General features: G+C 50.8%; 19 protein-coding genes. 9 read left to right on the top strand and 10 right to left on the bottom strand.

Annotation, left to right across the window (positions count from 1 at the left end):
* Positions 1-149: 149 nt before the first annotated feature.
* Positions 150-1,361 carry an ornithine--oxo-acid transaminase gene (locus JNE38_RS11720; RefSeq protein ID WP_203356710.1) on the bottom strand — a complete coding sequence of 404 codons (1,212 nt, stop codon included), beginning with the start codon at positions 1,359-1,361 and terminating at the stop codon, positions 150-152.
* 207 nt (positions 1,362-1,568) lie between these two features.
* On the opposite strand from JNE38_RS11720, the gene JNE38_RS11715 reads away from it, so the two are divergent.
* Complete coding sequence (locus JNE38_RS11715) at positions 1,569-2,981, top strand: sigma-54 interaction domain-containing protein (RefSeq protein WP_203356709.1); 1,413 nt, start codon at positions 1,569-1,571, stop codon at positions 2,979-2,981.
* A gap of 212 nt (positions 2,982-3,193) precedes the next feature.
* Positions 3,194-4,597, top strand: coding sequence for an amino acid permease (locus JNE38_RS11710; RefSeq protein ID WP_203356708.1), 1,404 nt, complete (start codon positions 3,194-3,196; stop codon positions 4,595-4,597).
* A 278-nt stretch (positions 4,598-4,875) separates the two neighbouring features.
* On the opposite strand, the gene JNE38_RS11705 is transcribed toward JNE38_RS11710, so the two are convergent.
* On the bottom strand, positions 4,876-6,093 hold the full coding sequence (locus tag JNE38_RS11705; protein WP_203356707.1) for an MDR family MFS transporter: 1,218 nt from the start codon (positions 6,091-6,093) through the stop codon (positions 4,876-4,878).
* A gap of 133 nt (positions 6,094-6,226) precedes the next feature.
* On the opposite strand from JNE38_RS11705, the gene JNE38_RS11700 reads away from it, so the two are divergent.
* Positions 6,227-7,111 carry a LysR family transcriptional regulator gene (locus JNE38_RS11700; protein WP_203356706.1) on the top strand — a complete coding sequence of 295 codons (885 nt, stop codon included), beginning with the start codon at positions 6,227-6,229 and terminating at the stop codon, positions 7,109-7,111.
* Between the two features lie 2 nt (positions 7,112-7,113).
* On the opposite strand, the gene JNE38_RS11695 is transcribed toward JNE38_RS11700, so the two are convergent.
* On the bottom strand, positions 7,114-7,776 hold the full coding sequence (locus JNE38_RS11695) for a phosphatase PAP2 family protein (RefSeq protein WP_203357518.1): 663 nt from the start codon (positions 7,774-7,776) through the stop codon (positions 7,114-7,116).
* Between the two features lie 2 nt (positions 7,777-7,778).
* The gene (locus JNE38_RS11690) at positions 7,779-8,237 is read right to left on the bottom strand and encodes a DUF188 domain-containing protein (RefSeq protein ID WP_203356705.1); all 459 of its coding nucleotides are present in this window, start codon (positions 8,235-8,237) and stop codon (positions 7,779-7,781) included.
* Between the two features lie 141 nt (positions 8,238-8,378).
* Between JNE38_RS11690 and JNE38_RS11685 the strand changes: the two genes are divergently transcribed.
* Positions 8,379-8,636, top strand: coding sequence for a hypothetical protein (locus JNE38_RS11685; protein WP_428993721.1), 258 nt, complete (start codon positions 8,379-8,381; stop codon positions 8,634-8,636).
* Between the two features lie 116 nt (positions 8,637-8,752).
* Here JNE38_RS11685 and JNE38_RS11680 read toward each other — a convergent pair whose 3' ends face one another.
* Positions 8,753-9,670 carry a S8 family peptidase gene (locus JNE38_RS11680; protein ID WP_203356703.1) on the bottom strand — a complete coding sequence of 306 codons (918 nt, stop codon included), beginning with the start codon at positions 9,668-9,670 and terminating at the stop codon, positions 8,753-8,755.
* 192 nt (positions 9,671-9,862) lie between these two features.
* Between JNE38_RS11680 and JNE38_RS11675 the strand changes: the two genes are divergently transcribed.
* Positions 9,863-10,123 carry a stage VI sporulation protein F gene (locus JNE38_RS11675; protein WP_203356702.1) on the top strand — a complete coding sequence of 87 codons (261 nt, stop codon included), beginning with the start codon at positions 9,863-9,865 and terminating at the stop codon, positions 10,121-10,123.
* A 143-nt stretch (positions 10,124-10,266) separates the two neighbouring features.
* Here the strand turns inward: JNE38_RS11675 and yjcZ are convergent, their stop codons facing one another.
* The 3 genes from yjcZ to rnz all read right to left on the bottom strand — a co-directional run bounded on the left by yjcZ (position 10,267) and on the right by rnz (position 12,267).
* Positions 10,267-10,359 carry a sporulation protein YjcZ gene (yjcZ, locus tag JNE38_RS11670; RefSeq protein ID WP_238933629.1) on the bottom strand — a complete coding sequence of 31 codons (93 nt, stop codon included), beginning with the start codon at positions 10,357-10,359 and terminating at the stop codon, positions 10,267-10,269.
* 122 nt (positions 10,360-10,481) lie between these two features.
* Complete coding sequence (locus JNE38_RS11665) at positions 10,482-11,105, bottom strand: YczE/YyaS/YitT family protein (RefSeq protein ID WP_203356700.1); 624 nt, start codon at positions 11,103-11,105, stop codon at positions 10,482-10,484.
* A gap of 196 nt (positions 11,106-11,301) precedes the next feature.
* On the bottom strand, positions 11,302-12,267 hold the full coding sequence (gene rnz / locus JNE38_RS11660; RefSeq protein ID WP_203356699.1) for a ribonuclease Z: 966 nt from the start codon (positions 12,265-12,267) through the stop codon (positions 11,302-11,304).
* Positions 12,268-12,408: 141 nt separating this feature from the next.
* Here rnz and JNE38_RS11655 point away from each other — a divergent pair, with 141 nt between their 5' ends.
* The 3 genes from JNE38_RS11655 to JNE38_RS11645 are packed head-to-tail and all read left to right on the top strand — an operon-like array spanning position 12,409 to position 14,998.
* Positions 12,409-13,401: an ABC transporter substrate-binding protein gene (locus JNE38_RS11655; protein WP_203356698.1), complete on the top strand. Its 993-nt coding sequence runs from the start codon at positions 12,409-12,411 to the stop codon at positions 13,399-13,401.
* Positions 13,402-13,407: 6 nt separating this feature from the next.
* Entirely contained in the window at positions 13,408-14,211 is an 804-nt protein-coding gene (locus JNE38_RS11650) for an ABC transporter ATP-binding protein (RefSeq protein WP_203356697.1), read from the top strand.
* Complete coding sequence (locus JNE38_RS11645; RefSeq protein ID WP_203356696.1) at positions 14,192-14,998, top strand: ABC transporter permease; 807 nt, start codon at positions 14,192-14,194, stop codon at positions 14,996-14,998. Before JNE38_RS11650 ends, JNE38_RS11645 begins: the two co-directional genes overlap by 20 nt.
* 153 nt (positions 14,999-15,151) lie before the next feature.
* Here the strand turns inward: JNE38_RS11645 and JNE38_RS11640 are convergent, their stop codons facing one another.
* Positions 15,152-16,111 (bottom strand): tetratricopeptide repeat protein, encoded by a 960-nt coding sequence (locus JNE38_RS11640; RefSeq protein ID WP_203356695.1) that lies wholly within the window; start codon positions 16,109-16,111, stop codon positions 15,152-15,154.
* 59 nt (positions 16,112-16,170) lie between these two features.
* Positions 16,171-16,545: an ATPase gene (locus JNE38_RS11635; protein ID WP_203356694.1), complete on the bottom strand. Its 375-nt coding sequence runs from the start codon at positions 16,543-16,545 to the stop codon at positions 16,171-16,173.
* A 178-nt stretch (positions 16,546-16,723) separates the two neighbouring features.
* On the opposite strand from JNE38_RS11635, the gene JNE38_RS11630 reads away from it, so the two are divergent.
* Positions 16,724-17,167: a DUF2621 domain-containing protein gene (locus tag JNE38_RS11630; RefSeq protein WP_203356693.1), complete on the top strand. Its 444-nt coding sequence runs from the start codon at positions 16,724-16,726 to the stop codon at positions 17,165-17,167.
* Positions 17,168-17,220: the final 53 nt, after the last annotated feature.

Genomic DNA, 17,220 nt, shown 5'->3' with positions numbered 1-17,220 from the left:
GCACGATGTGGATATTACTTCCAATCTTATCCACACAAAGTCGAAAGTTGTCGAAAAATTCTCCTTCGAAGTAACGTTTTTGTCGTTTGCGCAAAGAAAAAAGCTATCCTGTCATCGGATAGCTTTTGACGTACCACCATTGCTTATGCTTAAGCGTTTGCTGTTTCGGTCACATGCAGAACTTGCTTGATTTTTTCGATGGCCCAATCCAGATCCTCTTTGGAAATGACGAGCGGCGGAGCAAAGCGGATGGTTGTTTCATGTGTTTCTTTGCAGAGTAAGCCCAGTTCTTTCAGTTTTTCGCAGTACGGACGTGCTGCTGTTTTCAGTTCGAGGCCGATGAACAGGCCGCGTCCGCGAATTTCAGCGATCAGTGGGTTGTTGATTTCTCCCAGCTTCTCCATGAAGTACGCGCCCATTTCCAGGGAACGCTGCACCAGCTTCTCGTCTGCCAGTACATCCATCGCTGCGATTGCGACTGCACATCCGAGCGGGTTGCCTCCAAAAGTGGAGCCATGGGAACCTGGTTCAAATACACTCAGAATTTCCTTGTCAGCCGCGACTGCAGAGATTGGGAATACGCCTCCACCGAGGGCTTTCCCCATGATGTACATATCCGGTTTTACACCTTCCCAGTCACTCGCGAACAGTTTGCCGGTACGACCGAAGCCAGTCTGGATTTCATCGCTTACCAGGAGGACGTTGTTTTCCCTGCAAATGTCATACGCTTGTTTCAGGAAGCCGTCTGGAGGAATGATGATTCCCGCTTCCCCTTGGATCGGCTCCAGCATGAATGCAGCCGTATTCGGTGTGATCGCTTGTTTCAGAGCTTCGATATCGCCGTAAGGGATGATCTTGAAGCCTGGCGTGAAAGGACCGAATCCGCGTCTGTACTCTTCAGCGGAGGAGAAAGAAGTGATGGTCACTGTGCGACCGTGGAAGTTGCCTTCGCAAACGATGATTTCCGCTTGATTCTCAGGCACTTTCTTCACGTCGTATGCCCAGCGGCGAACAGCTTTGAGTGCAGTCTCAACAGCCTCTGCCCCCGTATTCATCGGAAGGATCATTTCCTTGCCAGTCAGTGCGGACAGCTTTTCGTAAAATTCACCCAGTTGATCATTGTAGAACGCGCGTGAAGTGAGGGTTACTTTATCTGCTTGATCTTTCAGTGCTTTGATGATGCGCGGGTGGCGATGCCCTTGGTTCAGAGCAGAGTATGCGCTCAGCATATCCAAGTATTTATTGCCTTCCGGATCTTCTACCCATACACCTTCTGCTTTGGAGATAACGATCGGTAGCGGATGATAGTTATGCGCACCGTATTTTTCCGTTTGGTCAATGACTTTTTTGGTTTGTTCCATGTTGACGACCTCCTTCAGTTTCACATGCAAATTTTACAAAGCAAGAATGATGCCAACGTAAAATTGACAGGAAAGATGCAAAAAATGAGCATCACATGCAAAAATATTTTGCATATCGTTTATTAAAATTCTGCACCTGCATAAACATTTTGCACCCACCGCTTCCTATGTTATGATACTTTCACGAGGAAAGGCTGGTGAACCATTGTGTCGTCTTCTAAGCAACATTCTTCACTCGACACGTTTCTGCGCATCTATGAACAAATACTGGACAGAATGAATGAAGGCGTACATGTGATTGATGTGCATGGTACGACCATCGTCTACAACCAGAAAATGACGGAGCTCGAGTCCATGACGCAGCAGGATGTCCTGCACAAGCCACTGTCGGAGGTCTTTCAATTTCCCAGCGGGCAGGAAAGCACACTGCTTACGGTCCTGCGTACTGGGAAAAGCATACGCAACACCAGGCAGACGTACTTCAATGACAAACAAAAAGAAATCACGACCATAAACAACACGTACCCGATCATCGAAAATGGACAGGTCGTCGGTGCGGTGGAAATCGCCGATGACATCACCAAAATGGAGCGGCTGATTCGCGAAAATTTGTTGGAGAAAAACGGATCCCGCTATACCTTTGATCAAATCATAGGCCGCAGCACGTCCATTCTGGATGTGATCGAGAGTGCCAAACGGGCTGCTCGCACCTCCTCCTCCGTTCTCGTGGTCGGAGAAACAGGCGCCGGCAAGGAGCTGTTTGTGCAAAGCATTCACAATGCTAGTTTGCGCGTATCCGGTCCGCTTATTTCGCAAAACTGTGCCGCCCTTCCAGACAGCCTGATTGAAGGGTTGCTGTTTGGAACAGCGCGTGGAGCCTTTACTGGGGCGATCGAGCGTCCCGGGTTGTTTGAGCAAGCTGAGGGCGGAACCCTTTTTCTCGATGAGATCAACTCGCTTAGTATGCCTCTGCAAGCCAAATTGTTACGAGCCTTGCAGGAGAAGTCCATTCGCCGGATTGGAGACACCAAAGACCGCTCTATAGATGTACGGATTATCGCGGCGATCAACGAAGACCCTATCGAGGCCATCGCCAACGACCATTTGCGCAAGGACTTGTACTATCGCTTGGGAGTCGTCACCTTGTTTATCCCACCGCTGCGGGAACGCAAGGATGACATTCCTGCGCTGGTACATCACTTCATTGAAAAATACAATCAGCTCTTTCAAATGGAGGTCGTCGGAATAAGCGCAGAGGTCCAACAGTTTTTCAATGAGCATGATTGGCCAGGTAATGTCCGCGAGCTGCAGCATCTCATCGAGGGGGCTATGAACCTGATGTTTGATGAGACGATCATCGGCTATGAACACCTGCCACTGCATTTTTTGCGCCGTGCTCCAGCAGCAGCCGTCCTCGCCGATCAGCAAACACAGCCGGCTTTCCTCCCTTTCCCGGATGAAGGCAAATCCTTGAAAGAGACGATGCAGGAATTTGAGACCTCGTACATTCACCATGTGGTAGATAAATACGATGGGAACATCTCACGAGCTGCAAAAGAGCTGCAAATCAGCCGGCAAAGCCTTCAATACCGGCTGCGCAAGCTTGGGATTCGGGGATGATACGCTTTCATTCTTTACATACGCCAAATTTTTTGGCGTATTTTTTAATTCTTTTGCACATAAACGCAAAGGATGTTTGCACTATCCGTTTCGAATGCTCGTGGAACCTTGAATTTTCTGCTTATTTTATTTGGTATCATTCTTGCAGAACATATAGCCATCCTGAAACCGCATTCATCAACCCTCTATTTTGGCACGAAGGAGTCGACTACATGACAACACACAACGATCAACAAAATGAACTCAAACGCAGTATGAATAGCAGGCATCTCTTCATGATTTCGCTTGGCGGTGTGATTGGAACGGGGTTGTTCCTCGGATCCGGATACACGATCAGCCAAGCAGGCCCGATCGGAACGATCCTCTCCTTCCTGGTCGGCGGCTTCATTATGTACCTGACCATGCTTTGTCTGGGTGAGCTTACGGTTGCCATGCCTGTATCGGGTTCCTTCCAGACTTACATGACCCGCTTCGTCAGTCCTTCTCTCGGCTTTGGCGTCGGTTGGCTTTACTGGTTAGGCTGGGCTGTCACGGTTGCTCTGGAGCTCACGTCTTCCGGTCTCTTGATGCAGCGCTGGTTCCCTGATTCACCTGTCTGGATGTGGTGTGCCATTTTTGGCGCTGCGTTGTTCCTCCTCAATGCGTTATCGGCACGTGCTTTTGGTGAGACAGAGTTTTGGTTTTCCAGCATTAAGGTAAGCGCTATCATCCTGTTCATCATTTTGGGTGGTGCGGCAATGTTTGGCCTGATCGATTTGAAAAATGGTCAGCCAGCTCCAATGTTCTCCAACTTTTCAAGCGCTTCATGGCTTCCACATGGGATTACGGGACTTTTGATGACTATGATCACGGTAAACTTCTCGTTCCAAGGAACGGAGCTGATCGGGATCGCCGCCGGAGAAAGCAAGGAACCGGAAAAAACCATTCCGAAGTCCATTCGCAATACCGTTTGGCGCACACTCGTTTTCTTCGTACTCGCGATCTTTATCCTGGCTGGCATGATTCCATTCGAGCAAGCCGGAGTAGTGGAAAGCCCATTTGTGGTCGTATTTGACAGCATCGGTATCCCCTACGCTGCTGATATCATGAACTTCGTTGTGTTGACGGCGCTGCTGTCCGTTGCCAACTCTGGCTTGTACGCTGCTACACGTATGCTGTTCGCCTTGTCCAAAGAAGGCATGGCCTCTGAAAAGCTGGCTTCCGTCAACAAAAAAGGCATCCCGATGAACGCCCTGCTGATCACGTTTGCGGTTGCACTGCTGTCCCTTCTGTCCGGTTTCTTCGCGGAAGATACCGTGTTCATGGTTCTGCTGTCCATTGCAGGTCTGGGTGCGCAGGTAGGTTGGATTTCGATTTCTGCATCCCAGCTCGCGTTTCGCCGCCACTATTTGAAAAATGGCGGCAAGCTGGAGGATCTGAAGTTCCGCACACCACTTTACCCGATTGTTCCTGTGCTTTCCTTGATCTTGAATTTGACGGTTCTGGTCAGCCTCGCATTTGACCCTGAACAGCGCATCGCCCTCTATTGCGGTGTGCCATTCATGATCATTTGCATCATCGTGTACCAGCTTCACTTCAAAAAAAAGCTGGAGCCGCTTAAAAAGAATGCTGCTTGATCGAAGCGCTTCAAAAAAGAAAAGCTTGCTGTCCTCCTCGAGGGACATGCAAGCTTTTCGTGTTTTTGATCCCTATTCTTGCTACACGGAGATGCGTACGATTTCGGTAATGACAACCATTGCAAATACTGCGAATCCAAGGGAACTCGTTACCAGTAACATCCGTTTTAGTTTTTTCATATCTTCCATAGCAGCATTCCCTCACTTTCTTGCGCCAATCTTCTCTATCGTTATATACGTACCACGATTGGAAAATGTTTCAAAAAGCCCAAATTTTTTTAGGACCGAGCGATTTTGGGGTAATCCTTGCCGATCTGATTGGTTCCGTGCTCCATTTGATACAGCATCCACGCCACGACCATCCCGACCAGCAGACAGATCGTCCAAGGCAGCCAGGCCATTTCCAGCTGGATAGACTGATCATATACCCAGCCGCCAGCGATTTGACCGACGGATCCTCCGATCGCGATCGAGTACCCGTTAAAGCCGTAGTAGGCACCGACCAGCTCCTTAGGGGCGAATCTGGGCACCACATCCACCAGATTGGGGACTGCGATCATCGTACCCAAGGCATACAGGAACACATCAAGCAGGAGCAGCCAGAGTGAATTTGCAAACGTCAGCATAAACAATCCTGTTCCCATGATCATCGTACCCACCCCGATCAAGGTCAGGCGTTGCGAGTAGCCTTCCATCCAGTGACTGACCTTCATCTGCAGCAGAATGACGGATACAGACACAGCGGACAGCACGATCCCCACATTTCCTTTGTTATGGGTCACGTTTTCCACCAGGAGGGGAATCGTGAGGAAAATTTGATTGCTCAAATAGTAATACCCCATCAAGATTACGGTGAAACGGACAAACTGCCGATCCTTGATCACGTGGAGCATGCTATCCCATACGCTTTGACGCGTGCTCGTAGCCGAGATCGGTGGCAGCAGGAAAAAGGCAACCAGCGCACATAATCCAAAGATCCCTCCTGCAAAAAGGGACAAGTACGTAAAATCAACGGCAGACAATGCAGTTCCGATAATTTGGGAACCTACGACGCCAATATTGGTCAACACATTTCGAAAAGCAAAAACTTCTTTTCGGATGGATTCCGGAGTCAGCACCGCAAAGGCAGCAGAGCCTGCGGGATCGAACAAAGCCCCTCCTAATCCAGACAAGATGGCAGCCACAAAAAAATGCCATGTCTCGGTACAAAACGCGAACATGGCAAATCCTATAGCACGTACGGCCATTCCGAGCACCATGGTTCCTTTATATCCAAATGCATCTGCGGCAACTCCGCCTATGAAGGCAAAGCCTTGCTGGGAAAACTGCCGGACACTCAGTACCAGCCCTGCCATCGCCAGTGCCCACCCGATGCTGCCCGTCAAGTATAACGTAAGATACGGGATCAGTGCGTAAAAGCCCATGTTCATCAGAAATGAAGTGGTAAGCAGAAGCTTTACTCCAAACGGTGTTTCCCTCCATACTTCCCGTTTCATCAATACCCCTCGCTCTTCCCTTTTGATTACTTGAAATAGGGATATTCCCAGCTTAAAGAACAGGGTATAATTTGAGAAACGAACAATTTTGTATATTGTAATCAAATATTTAGATAAGAGGGAAACTCACTTTATGGACTTTGAACAATTACGCGCATTTTACACGTTAGCACAAACAAAAAATTTCACCAAGGCTGCAGAAATGCTCCACCTTGTTCAGTCTACCGTTACTATGCGCATCAAGCAACTGGAAGAAAAAGTAGGAAAACCTCTCTTCATCCGGGACAAACGGAGTGTCGAAATCACACAGGCAGGACTCACTCTGCTACCGTATGCAGAGCGTATTCTCAAGCTCTCCCATGAAGCGTTAAACGAAGTCGCATCCCTGCAGCCGTATGAGGACTACCTGTCCATCGGCAGCTTGAACGCGATTTGGACCTCGACCCTCGAGCCCATTCTCAAGGAGTACCATTACCGTTACCCGCAGATCGCCATCAGCACCAGAACCGGCCACTCATCAGACGTCATCCAGTATTTGTTGGACAACGTGATTCAGATCGGGATCGTGTACGTACCGCCTTCCCTGCCGAACTTTGATGTGATTCCGACCTGGGAGGATGAAGTCGTCTTGGTGAGCCGCCCTGGCTGTACGTACATTACAACCACTGACATCGATTCCAGGGAGCTGCGACGTCTCCCGCTCATCCATATGAACTGGGGCCCGCCTTTTAACGAATGGATCAGGCAGACTCTCCCGCGGAATTACGTTCCCAAGCTGACTGTCGACAAGGCTGAGCTGGCCATCGATCTGATCAAGGAAGGACTTGGCGTGAGCCTCATGACGAGATCTGCTGTGAAGGCACATCTGGCGGCGGGGGAGCTCGTTGAAATTACCATCACCGGAAACAAACCGCCAAAGCGCTCTGCATATATCGTGCTGCCCCGCGAGAAAAAGAACAAACCCAGCGTGGAAAAATGGCTGGGCTTGATGAAGGAATTGGGCTATTCGACCTCGTAGCCTTACGGGGATGGGACAATCGGGCTCGCGGGTGCGGGCTGTCTTTCCAAATGCCTTTCATATCCGTACCGGACGAGAAAATACCCGCACATGGCCAGGCAAAACCCCGTAAGCACGTCGCTCGCGTAATGTACGCCCAGATACACCCTGCTCGCTCCGAGGAGTACGACCAGGATGACCGTCACGACCTGTACGATCGTTGCCCACGCTGATCCTCTCAGCCAACGACTGACCAGATAGGCGAGCATGCAATAAAAGGCAGGAGCAATCATCGCGTGTCCGCTGGGAAAGGAAAAGGAGTCGGGCAACGGAATCAAATGAACGTCAGTCGGCCGAGGTCTGGCGAATACGGCTTTGAGCAGCTCGTTCAACAGCTCACCGCCTCCAAGTGTAAGCAAAAGGGTGAGCGCCTCGGCACGCAGCTTTTTGGCAAAAAGCGCCACAATGAGCACGACTCCCACAGGAGCCAATACGACGCCGCTTCCCAAATAGGTCAACGCAGTAAAAAACGACGTCCATGCCTCTGTCCGTATATCAGCAGCCAGCGCAAAGCCCGTCTCATCCATGCCGTTCACTTTCCCTGTCATGTACAAGCTGATCAGAGCGACAGACATGGCTGCAAACAGAACGGCTCCGATGGCTACCCCTCTCCCATTCCTTTTCATTCTCAAACCGTTTTCCCCCTTTCTCTTTCCATCAATGAACGCAATGCCTCAGCAAACCGCTCGTCATCCTCGCGGGTGCGTGCAGCCGGTCCACGGGTACGTCCTCCCCCACGGCGAAACCTGGCTTTTTCATTTCGCTCCTCCAGATGAAAGGCGATTCGGTCCGGATCAAAAATCATCCCGTGCGGTGTAAGGGACGAAGCTTTTTTACCCAAAATCAAAGCGCCAAGACCAATATCCTGTGTGACGACAATGTCTCCCGCCCTCGTATCGTTCGCCAGCTTGGTATCGACTGCTTGAGGGCCCGCATCCACCGAGATATGGTTATCTCCACGCAATTGATGATTGAAGCTTGCGTATGTAAAGCACTTCCAGCCGAGCTCCCTGCAGAGCGCCTGTGCGATCGCCAACGCCTGGCGGGGACAAGCGTCTGCATCGATCAGCACGCGAGCTTTATGCATTGCTTTCCACCTTTCCTTCGCTTTTACTCTCCCCGCCATGCATCAAATTTGGTATGATGGTCTTGGAGAGGAGTGAACGTATCTTTGCGCAATCATTTTATACTAGATGAACGACTGGGTATTCGTCTCCCTGCTTTGGATATGGAGTGGGAGTCGTACTCCAAAGAAGAACGAGCCGACATTTTGCTGGAGTGGGAGGAGATTCGCGCTACCATTCCCGATCAGATCATCCGGATCGAGACGGTCATCATCGAAAAAACCAAACAGATGTCCGAAGAAGAAAACTTCATTCGATCCTGCGAATTAAACAGTGAAATCCACGAATTAGCCAGTGTCATTAATGATCTTAATATATGGTTTCGCGTCCAGCAAGATCATGACACCAAAGTCCATCAATAACCTTCTTCGACATATGCGGCAAAAAGCCCCGGGAACAATCCCGGGGCTTTATTCATGTGGATGCATGAACCCGTGTGAATGCATGCTGTGCCCTATGTACACAGCCTCGAATCAGATTACTCCTTGTTTTTTCTGGATCGGGAAATTTCCAGCGCCTTGAGTCCCGTCACATGAGGAGCAGCCATCGACGTCCCGTTCAGCGTCTTGAATTGATTCCCCGGCCAGGTCGACAAGATATCGACTCCCGGAGCTTTGATATTGGCGCCTTTGCCGCGAGAACTAAAATCGGCGAGCTTTCCGTTCTGGTCGATCGCGCTCACACCCACCACGCCTTTATAACGGGCAGGATACTCCACTGCTCCCCCGTTGTTTCCTGCAGAAGCGACCATGACGATCCCCTGCTTCCTTGCCTTTTCTACTGACCTGGCAAGCGCTTCGCTGTATTGCGGCATTCCAAAGCTCATGTTAATAATGTCCATCTTGTTTTCAATGGACCAGTTGATCGCCCGTAATATCGTGCCGAGCGATGACTTTCCGTCTTCCCCAAACGCCCGAACATCGTACAGATGAGCCTCGGGTGACACGCCTACAATCCCTCTCTGGTTCATTTCCGCCACGATAATACCTGCTACGTGCGTCCCGTGTCCGTTTTGGCGGCCAGAGACGAGATTGATCCCCCCTTTGATTTGATCGCGCAGTTCAAAATGCTCCCGGGAAATGCCCGTATCAATGACCGCGATTTTCACGCCGGCTCCTCGTCCTCTTTTCCACAGCTTCTCCGCTCCCACATAGCGGACTCCCCAGGGAATCTCTTCTTCGGCATGTACACTGACCGTCACGTCATCTTCTACCGTTGCGGGATAGCGATTGAAATGAGCCTGATGGCGTTCATATACCTGCTTCGTGACGCACAGGCAAGACAGATCGTTGTAGCAGCTCCACGTCTGATGCTCCTTTTGATCCGACACGTGTGCCTGCAAATCCGCCAAAATCTGTTGAAATGGTGTACGCCGGTGAAAGCTGATTATTTTCACACCGATAGCCTCCTGTCATGCATGCTCTGTCACCATCCTATGTACGTAGGCACACGGTGGGTTTGGGCATACACACATGAGAGCGAAAATAGGCGAACTGACCAGTCTATCTGTCCAAGCAGATAGCCGCTTACTCCCATATAACTGCATAGGACAGTCGTACTTTTATCCAGGAGAGGAGCGAGGGATCGGATGGCCAAAAAGAAGAAAATCAAGCTCAAAAGCATAAAGGGAAACCCGAAGGATGTTCTCAAAAAAATTAACAAGAAGAGCAAAAAGAAATGGAAAATGAGTGATATCAAATCGTTGGCGAAGGGTTACTCGAAAAAGGATTTAAAGGACGACAAGAAATTGCAAAAGCTGATCAAAAAAGTAAGCAAGGCGGTCGGCATCGATCTGAATGAGAAACAATTATCCAGTGTGAAAAAGCAAGTGCATGACGTCCTCGGCTAAAACGATTCAGGCTGCGCTCCTTCTTTTGCGCAGCCTGCTCCTTTTCTCGGACAAGCGTTCCGACTTCCCTGGACAAAGCAAAAAGGAGAGCAGATTCGCTCTCCCTTTTACTATCCAAAGATTCCTTGAAAGTCACGCGATGATTAGTCGCAAGCACAACCAACGATAGTCAACAGTACGAACAACACCAACACCAAAGCAAAGTCGTCGAAACCAAAGCCGTTGAATCCGCTCATTCGCTTTCCCTCCTTCATCGGCAACTAGTCATAGGGTATGTGCTCATGGCAAAACGTGATTGGACTCACGCCCATATTTCCACGTTTTTCTTTGTCTGTGTCGATGAAGGCAGCGGGAATCCTTAGCTGACTTGGCGTTTCACCGCTTCCGGCATGCCGTATTGTTTTTTCATCACCGTTTCCCAGAACGGAATGGTTCTCTGGATCATCGGCCCTGTCAGAAGCGCGATCAGCACCGTACCGATCGAGACGGGACCACCCAAAGCAGCTCCAGCTATCAGAACAGTGATTTCAATGATCAAGCGCACCTTTTGGATGCTCCAGCCCAGACGCTCGTTCATGGCAAGCATAAAGCTGTCCCGCGGCCCTGCGCCCAGCCGCGGCGACAAATACATCCCGATGCCAATGGCCATGATGATGACCCCGAGCAGGAACATCAGCAATCGGACCGTCAGCGTTTGCGGTTCCGGTATGACATTCGACCACAAGATCAGATCGAGAAACGTTCCGAAACAGACCATGTTCAAAAACATGGGAAAGCTCGGCTTGATTTTCGCCACTGCGTATGAAGATAAGATAACGATGACGCCCACGATTTGCGACCAGATCCCGATCGTGAGTCCAAATGTCTTTTGGAGACCGATGTGGAACGTATCCCACGGCGCCACTCCCAGATGTGCCCGAATGGTCAGGACGCATCCCAGTGCACCTACGAAAAGTCCCAGAATAAACATGATATAGCGCATGGTGATCGGTCTCTTGATCCGTATACCGGACACAGTTGTTCACCTTTCCTCTCCTGCATTGCCTCTGAACAGCTCTCTCTAGTGAATTGGAGGTTATCTCCAACCCACGATGACTTCAAAAAAAATGCCGTCTTTTCGATAATAGGCTTCCGACTTGGCTTGGTTGATGTACGATTCTGCTTCTCCACCTCGACGTTCATTCATGGTGGCCCATCTCTTCCGTGATCCGCACGCGCTTGACGGAGACACTGCCAAAATCCTCCGCCAATACCGTAGATGGATGAATCGCGCGCGCTTCCGCCAACAAGTCTTCCAAGGTGAAATCTCCCTCTTCATCCTCGTACCGCGGGCTGAAATGCGTCAAGCACAGCTGCTTCACTCCTGCCTGCTTCGCAAGCTCCGCTGCTTCCTGGGCAGTTGAGTGTCCGCTCCGTACAGCCAGTTCCTTGTCCCGCTGCGAATACGTCGCCTCGTGAACGAGCAAATCCGCCCCGCTCGCCAGCTCACGTACGGCCTTGCATGGCTCCGTGTCGCCGCTAAAGACAATTTTCCTGCCTGGCTGCGGCTCACCTACAAAATCTTTTCCATCCAGCACCGTGCCGTCGTCCAGGGTAATTCGCTCCCCGCGTTTCAGTAAGCCGTACATTGGACCCGAAGGCACTCCCGCCTGCTTGGCCAGATCGACCAAAAAGGCGCCCGGCTTTTCCTTTTCCGTCACTGCATAGGCAAAAGAAGGTACCCTGTGCTTCGCCATTCGGCACGTTACGACGACATCCTCATCCTCGTAAACGACGCCTTCACTGACAATCTTCAGCTCTAATGGATACTGCAAGTGAACCGGACTAGTCTCCATCACAGCCCGAAAATAACGATCCAAGCCAGGCGGACCGTACAATTCAAGCGGCGCCGCCTCTCCATTGCGCAAGGAACGGCTAGCCAAAAGGCCGATCAAGCCGTAAAGATGATCTCCGTGCAAATGGGTGATAAAGATTTTTTCCAGCTGGCTAATTTTCATCGGGGAACGGAGAAGCTGGTGCTGCGTCCCTTCCCCGCAGTCAAACAGCCACCACTTTCCCGCTTGCAAAAAGCGAAGCCCGATTCCGCTTACATTTCGGCGGGTCGTAGGTGCTCCCGATCCTGTTCCCAAAAATGTCACGATCACGATCTGTGCGCATCTCCTTTTGGTTCTGCTCCCTCTTTCTAATCTGCCATGTGCCTGTCTTTCTATCTAGGCATTCACCCTTTTTTCGAGGGGCGCATACGCTACATCAAACGACAGCCTAGCAAGGAGGGACTCCTGATAATGAAACGCCTCATCTCCGTGGGTCTAGCCGCCGGCCTCGCCATCATGGCAGTCTTGGCTGGATGCTCGAGCACCCCGGAAAAAATACGAATTGGCGAAGTAACACGTTCTTTGTTTTACGCACCGCAATATGTTGCGCTGGAAAAAGGCTTTTTCAAAGAAGAAGGATTGGATGTCGAGCTGTCCACCATCCCTGGCGGCGACAAAGTCATGTCCGCTCTGCTGTCAGGCGGCATCGAAGTCGCTCTCGTTGGCTCGGAAACCAGCATTTATGTCTCCCAGCAAGGAGCAGCTGATCCCGTCGTGAACTTCGCCCAGCTGACACAGACGGACGGTACATTCCTCGTCGCCCGCAAGAAAGTGGACAATTTCTCCTTTGACCAGCTGAAAGGCAGCGTCTTCCTCGGCCAACGCAAGGGGGGAATGCCGCAAATGGTAGGCGAGTACGTGCTCAAGCAGCACAACATCAACCCGCAAAGCGACTTGCAGCTGATCCAAAATATCGAATTCAAAAATATAGCCGCTTCCTTCGCCTCTGGAACCGGCGAGTATGTACAGTTGTTCGAACCCGAAGCCTCCCGTTTTGAACAAGAAGGAATAGGTCATGTCGTAGCCTCATTCGGAAAAGAAAGCGGCACGGTTCCCTATACGGTATTCATGACCAAGCAAAGCTATATCGACAGCAACGCAGCAGCTATCCAAAAGTTTACCAATGCCGTCTACAAAGGGCAACAATGGGTTGCCAGCCATACGCCAAAAGAGACAGCCGAAGTGATCGGGAAGTACTTTGAATCGATCAAGCCGGACATTTTGGAGAATGCGGTGAAACGGTATTTAGAGCAAGGCTCCTATGCGACCGATCCGATTCTGGATGAAGCCGAATGGAATCAACTCCAGGATATCATGGACAAAGCGGGAGAGCTGAAGCAGCGCGCTGATTATGCCAAACTGGTCAATACCACCTTCGCCAAAGCTGCCAAGGAAGGGAAGTAGACGACTATGAACCAGATTCCTTCAACGCCGGCCAAAATAGAACTCGGCCACGTGACCCATCTTTACCTATCCGCTACCCGGGCATTCATGGCGGTCAGGGATATCAACCTGCGCGTGGAGGAAGGCGAGTTCATCTGTCTGGTAGGTCCCAGCGGCTGTGGGAAAACCACATTGCTTTCACTGATGGCCGGACTGGAGACGCCTACCGCCGGCAAAATATGGATTGATGGAAAGCCTGTCACTGGCACTTCACGCCAGGTCGGCTATATGCTCCAGCAGGATTACCTGTTCAACTGGCGGACGATTGAAGACAACGTCTTTCTAGGTTTGGACATTCAGGGAATCCGCACAAAAGAAACCGAAGAATACGCTCTCCATCTGCTCGAGGAAATGGAGCTCATCGAGGTGCGCAAGTCATCCCCGATGCAGCTGTCGGGTGGCATGAGGCAGCGGGTCGCTCTCGTACGGACACTCGCTTGTCAGCCTGATGTCCTGCTGCTGGATGAACCCTTTTCCGCCCTGGACTATCAAACGAAGCTGAAGCTCGAAGACTTGATCTTCACCACGCTGCGCCGTCATAAAAAGACGGCTGTCCTCGTCACACACGATCTGTCAGAGTCGATCGCGATGGGTGATCGGGTCTATATCCTGTCTCGCAATCCCGGCCGGATTAACAGCGAGGTGATCATTCCCGGACATATTCGCGATGCTATCCCATTTGAAGCGCGGAATGAAACGGGGTTCCAGGACCTGTTCCACCATGTCTGGAAAGAGATGGAGGTGGTCTCTGATGCAGCAAAAGGAAATTGAGTCCGCTCATCGCAACTATTTGCAACAGGAAGCCAAGACACGATCCTGGGTTTTGTTCACCCAGTGTGTGCTGTTCATCATCTTCATCGGATTATGGGAGCTGCTCGCACGAACGAACACGATTAATCCGCTGATCTTCAGCTACCCCTCGAAAGTTTTCGCGGAGTTTTGGGTGAGTCTGCTCGATGGCAGCCTGCTGCCCCATGTAGGGATGACCGTGTGGGAGACGATTGTGGGCTTTCTCCTGGGTACGCTGCTCGGAACGATGATCGCTGCAATCATCTGGTGGTCTCCGTTTCTCTCACGGGTCCTGGAGCCTTACCTCGTCATCGCCAACAGCATGCCAAAAGTCGCCCTCGGCCCTGTATTTATCGTCAGCTTTGGCCCCGGATTGTTCTCCGTCATCGCCATGGGCTGCTCGATTTCGGTGATCATTACGACCATCAACATTTACACCAGCTTCAAGGAAGTCAATCCCAACTTCCTAAAAGTCGTGCAGACACTCGGGGGGAACAAGAAGCAGACCTTTTCGATGGTCATCCTGCCTTCTACCATCCCTACCATTCTCGCTACTTTGAAGGTAAACGTGGGTCTCTCCTGGGTGGGTGTCATCGTCGGAGAGTTTCTCGTTTCGCAGCAGGGGTTGGGATATCTGATCATTTACGGGTTTCAGGTGTTTAATTTTACCCTGGTCATGATGAGTCTCGCCATCATTGCAGTCGTCGCCACCCTGATGTACCAAGGCGTCGCGTATCTGGAAAGGCGGCTCACCAGCCAGTTTAAATAGATGGCAACACAAAACGGTGCTGGCTCTACCCGGGATGAGGGCCAGCACCGCTTTTTTATCCCAAAGCGACTTCGCCCCGGCAAGGATAGAGGAAGGCCTCCTACAGGCGCAGAAAAACGCCCGGCATGTTCGCTCGGGCGCCTCGGCTGCTGGCTACTTCCAGATCTTCCACCAGCTTTTCTTGCTGGTACCATCCGACGGTTGGCTCTCCGCCACCTTTTGGGCGGCTGCCGCTTCTATTTCCTGTGCTCCCGGTACACGGAGGAGGAAATGATCGACCATTGGCTTGTAGTTGTCAGGCAGATGGTCCTGCATATTGCGAAGGATGGCGATCGCTTTCTCTTTTTGATCGGTAGCAATGAGAGCATTGGCATAATTGAATCCCGCATAAGGAAACGGGAAATCAGGTGTCCAATACTTTTCGCAGATTTGAATCAGCTGGTAGACGTACCCTGCTTGTCCGAGTTCGCCTGTCACTGTCATGACGACCTCAAAGCGATCCTTTGCGCCATCGATCGCATGCGTGTACCAGTGCATGGCTTTGAGCAGATTCTCTTCTGTCAGCGCGAGACGTGCGAGATGCAGCTGCGGGCGCCACGCCCCTTCTTTTCCTGCGAGCGCTTCCAGTTGAGTCCTCAGTTCATCCTTGCTCCCTCCAGCCAGGAAGCTTTCCACATACATATTCAAGCCATTTTCCTGATTCGGATCTTTGTGAAGGCCCGTATTCAACGTTTCGAAAGCTTTGGCATCTTCTCCCTCAAACGCGTAGATCTTGGCGAGATTTGTACAAGCTGTACCCGAAGATGGGAAGCGTTCCAGACAATCCGTCAAAATCGCTTTGGCCCGATCGAACTCTCTCGCCTGCATATGGACGACTGCCCGGAAAATGAGCGCAGACTCAATCGGACCGTACAACTCTAGGAGCCGATCTGCCGCAACAGCTGCCTGCTCGTGAAATTGCTCCTTCACCAATTCCATCGCGAAATCGCGAAGCTTTTCTTTTTTGTCCCAGTACATGTCCAGGTTATGCGGGATGATTTTTTTCTGGTAGTCCTCTCGGGACATATCGATGGTTTGACCAAACTCATTGGTAAACGATACAAACTCAGACATGTAACAGCCTCGCTTTCGTTTCCTACACAAATAGTATCAAGAAGTCAGGGCTCCCTGCTTTAAATCCATGCTTTCATATTTACTTTACGGATAAAATCTTCTACTGATTCCTTGACAGGTTCGTCATTCGCCTCATCCACTTCCTGCAAGCCCACCAATTGACGGAAAAGCGCTTCGTTGCGAGTAGCCAGTGCGAAGTCGAGCAAAGCCTCATGCGAAATGCGCTCCGCTTCCTCCTCCAGCAATTTCGCCTCAAGAGCGATGTCCTCCTCTACAACAGGAAACTGCTTATCTATTTTGGGTATGCGAATCACCCATGCAAACGCACTATCCGGGTTGCGGTCGCGAGCAATCAAGTAACCGTATTCGCCCAAAGGCAAACCTTGCTCAAAGGAGTCGGCAACAATGACGACGCGTTGTCCTAGCTTGAACATGAGCGTCAACTCCTTAAAAAGATTAATTCTAATCATACTAAATTGTATGTGTGCTTGGGAAGAGCAAACCCGCAGGATGGGCTTTTGCACAAAAAGTTTGTTGCTGCAGGTAAAATACGGTACACTTCTCTTATGAAACATTTTGGCTCATAAAGTAATCAAAACGAGGTGCAGCTTCATGTCACAAATGTCCACAGGGTTTTCCCTGTTTATCGTCGGTTGGTCCATCCTCCTCGTAGGTTTGATGGGAATCGGCGGCTACTTCATGTTTCGCAAGTTTTTAAAATCCATGCCAAAGCAAGACGGTAAATCCGATCTGGACTGGCAGGATTACTACATCGACCATACGCGTTCTCTCTGGACCGAGGAAGGGCTCAAACTGCTGGATGAACTCGTCGAGCCGGTTCCTCAGCTGTTCCGCGATGTGGCGAGACGCACCATCGCTGGCAAGATCGGACAGATTGCCCTGGAGGAAAAAGCGACGACCATCACCATCGATTTGATCGTCAAAGGATATATCATCGCAACACCGAAGCGTGACCACAAATGGTTGATCGCGCATTTGAAGGACAAGCAGATCGACTACACCCGCTACGAGCATTACCTGAATGCCGAGGGCTGACATTTTGAAACCTGCCGTCCCCTTCTCCGTATAACCAGGTAGATCGAATGCCA

Origin of the sequence: Brevibacillus choshinensis (assembly GCF_016811915.1) — a bacterium.
In the GTDB taxonomy this organism is placed as follows: Bacteria; Bacillota; Bacilli; order Brevibacillales; family Brevibacillaceae; genus Brevibacillus; species Brevibacillus choshinensis_A.
Note: the sequence above shows the minus strand (reverse complement) of the source record. Positions and strands in the feature narration are given on the sequence as shown.

Coding starts and splice junctions, on each gene's coding strand:
- JNE38_RS11720 (WP_203356710.1), bottom strand. CDS start 1,361: ATGGAACAAACCAAAAAAGTCATTGACCAAACGGAAAAATACGGTGCG.
- JNE38_RS11710 (WP_203356708.1), top strand. CDS start 3,194: ATGACAACACACAACGATCAACAAAATGAACTCAAACGCAGTATGAAT.
- JNE38_RS11705 (WP_203356707.1), bottom strand. CDS start 6,093: ATGAAACGGGAAGTATGGAGGGAAACACCGTTTGGAGTAAAGCTTCTG.
- JNE38_RS11700 (WP_203356706.1), top strand. CDS start 6,227: ATGGACTTTGAACAATTACGCGCATTTTACACGTTAGCACAAACAAAA.
- JNE38_RS11695 (WP_203357518.1), bottom strand. CDS start 7,776: ATGAAAAGGAATGGGAGAGGGGTAGCCATCGGAGCCGTTCTGTTTGCA.
- JNE38_RS11690 (WP_203356705.1), bottom strand. CDS start 8,237: ATGCATAAAGCTCGCGTGCTGATCGATGCAGACGCTTGTCCCCGCCAG.
- JNE38_RS11685 (WP_428993721.1), top strand. CDS start 8,379: ATGGAGTGGGAGTCGTACTCCAAAGAAGAACGAGCCGACATTTTGCTG.
- JNE38_RS11675 (WP_203356702.1), top strand. CDS start 9,863: ATGGCCAAAAAGAAGAAAATCAAGCTCAAAAGCATAAAGGGAAACCCG.
- yjcZ (WP_238933629.1), bottom strand. CDS start 10,359: ATGAGCGGATTCAACGGCTTTGGTTTCGACGACTTTGCTTTGGTGTTG.
- JNE38_RS11665 (WP_203356700.1), bottom strand. CDS start 11,105: ATGCGCTATATCATGTTTATTCTGGGACTTTTCGTAGGTGCACTGGGA.
- JNE38_RS11655 (WP_203356698.1), top strand. CDS start 12,409: ATGAAACGCCTCATCTCCGTGGGTCTAGCCGCCGGCCTCGCCATCATG.
- JNE38_RS11650 (WP_203356697.1), top strand. CDS start 13,408: ATGAACCAGATTCCTTCAACGCCGGCCAAAATAGAACTCGGCCACGTG.
- JNE38_RS11645 (WP_203356696.1), top strand. CDS start 14,192: ATGCAGCAAAAGGAAATTGAGTCCGCTCATCGCAACTATTTGCAACAG.
- JNE38_RS11640 (WP_203356695.1), bottom strand. CDS start 16,111: ATGTCTGAGTTTGTATCGTTTACCAATGAGTTTGGTCAAACCATCGAT.
- JNE38_RS11635 (WP_203356694.1), bottom strand. CDS start 16,545: ATGTTCAAGCTAGGACAACGCGTCGTCATTGTTGCCGACTCCTTTGAG.
- JNE38_RS11630 (WP_203356693.1), top strand. CDS start 16,724: ATGTCACAAATGTCCACAGGGTTTTCCCTGTTTATCGTCGGTTGGTCC.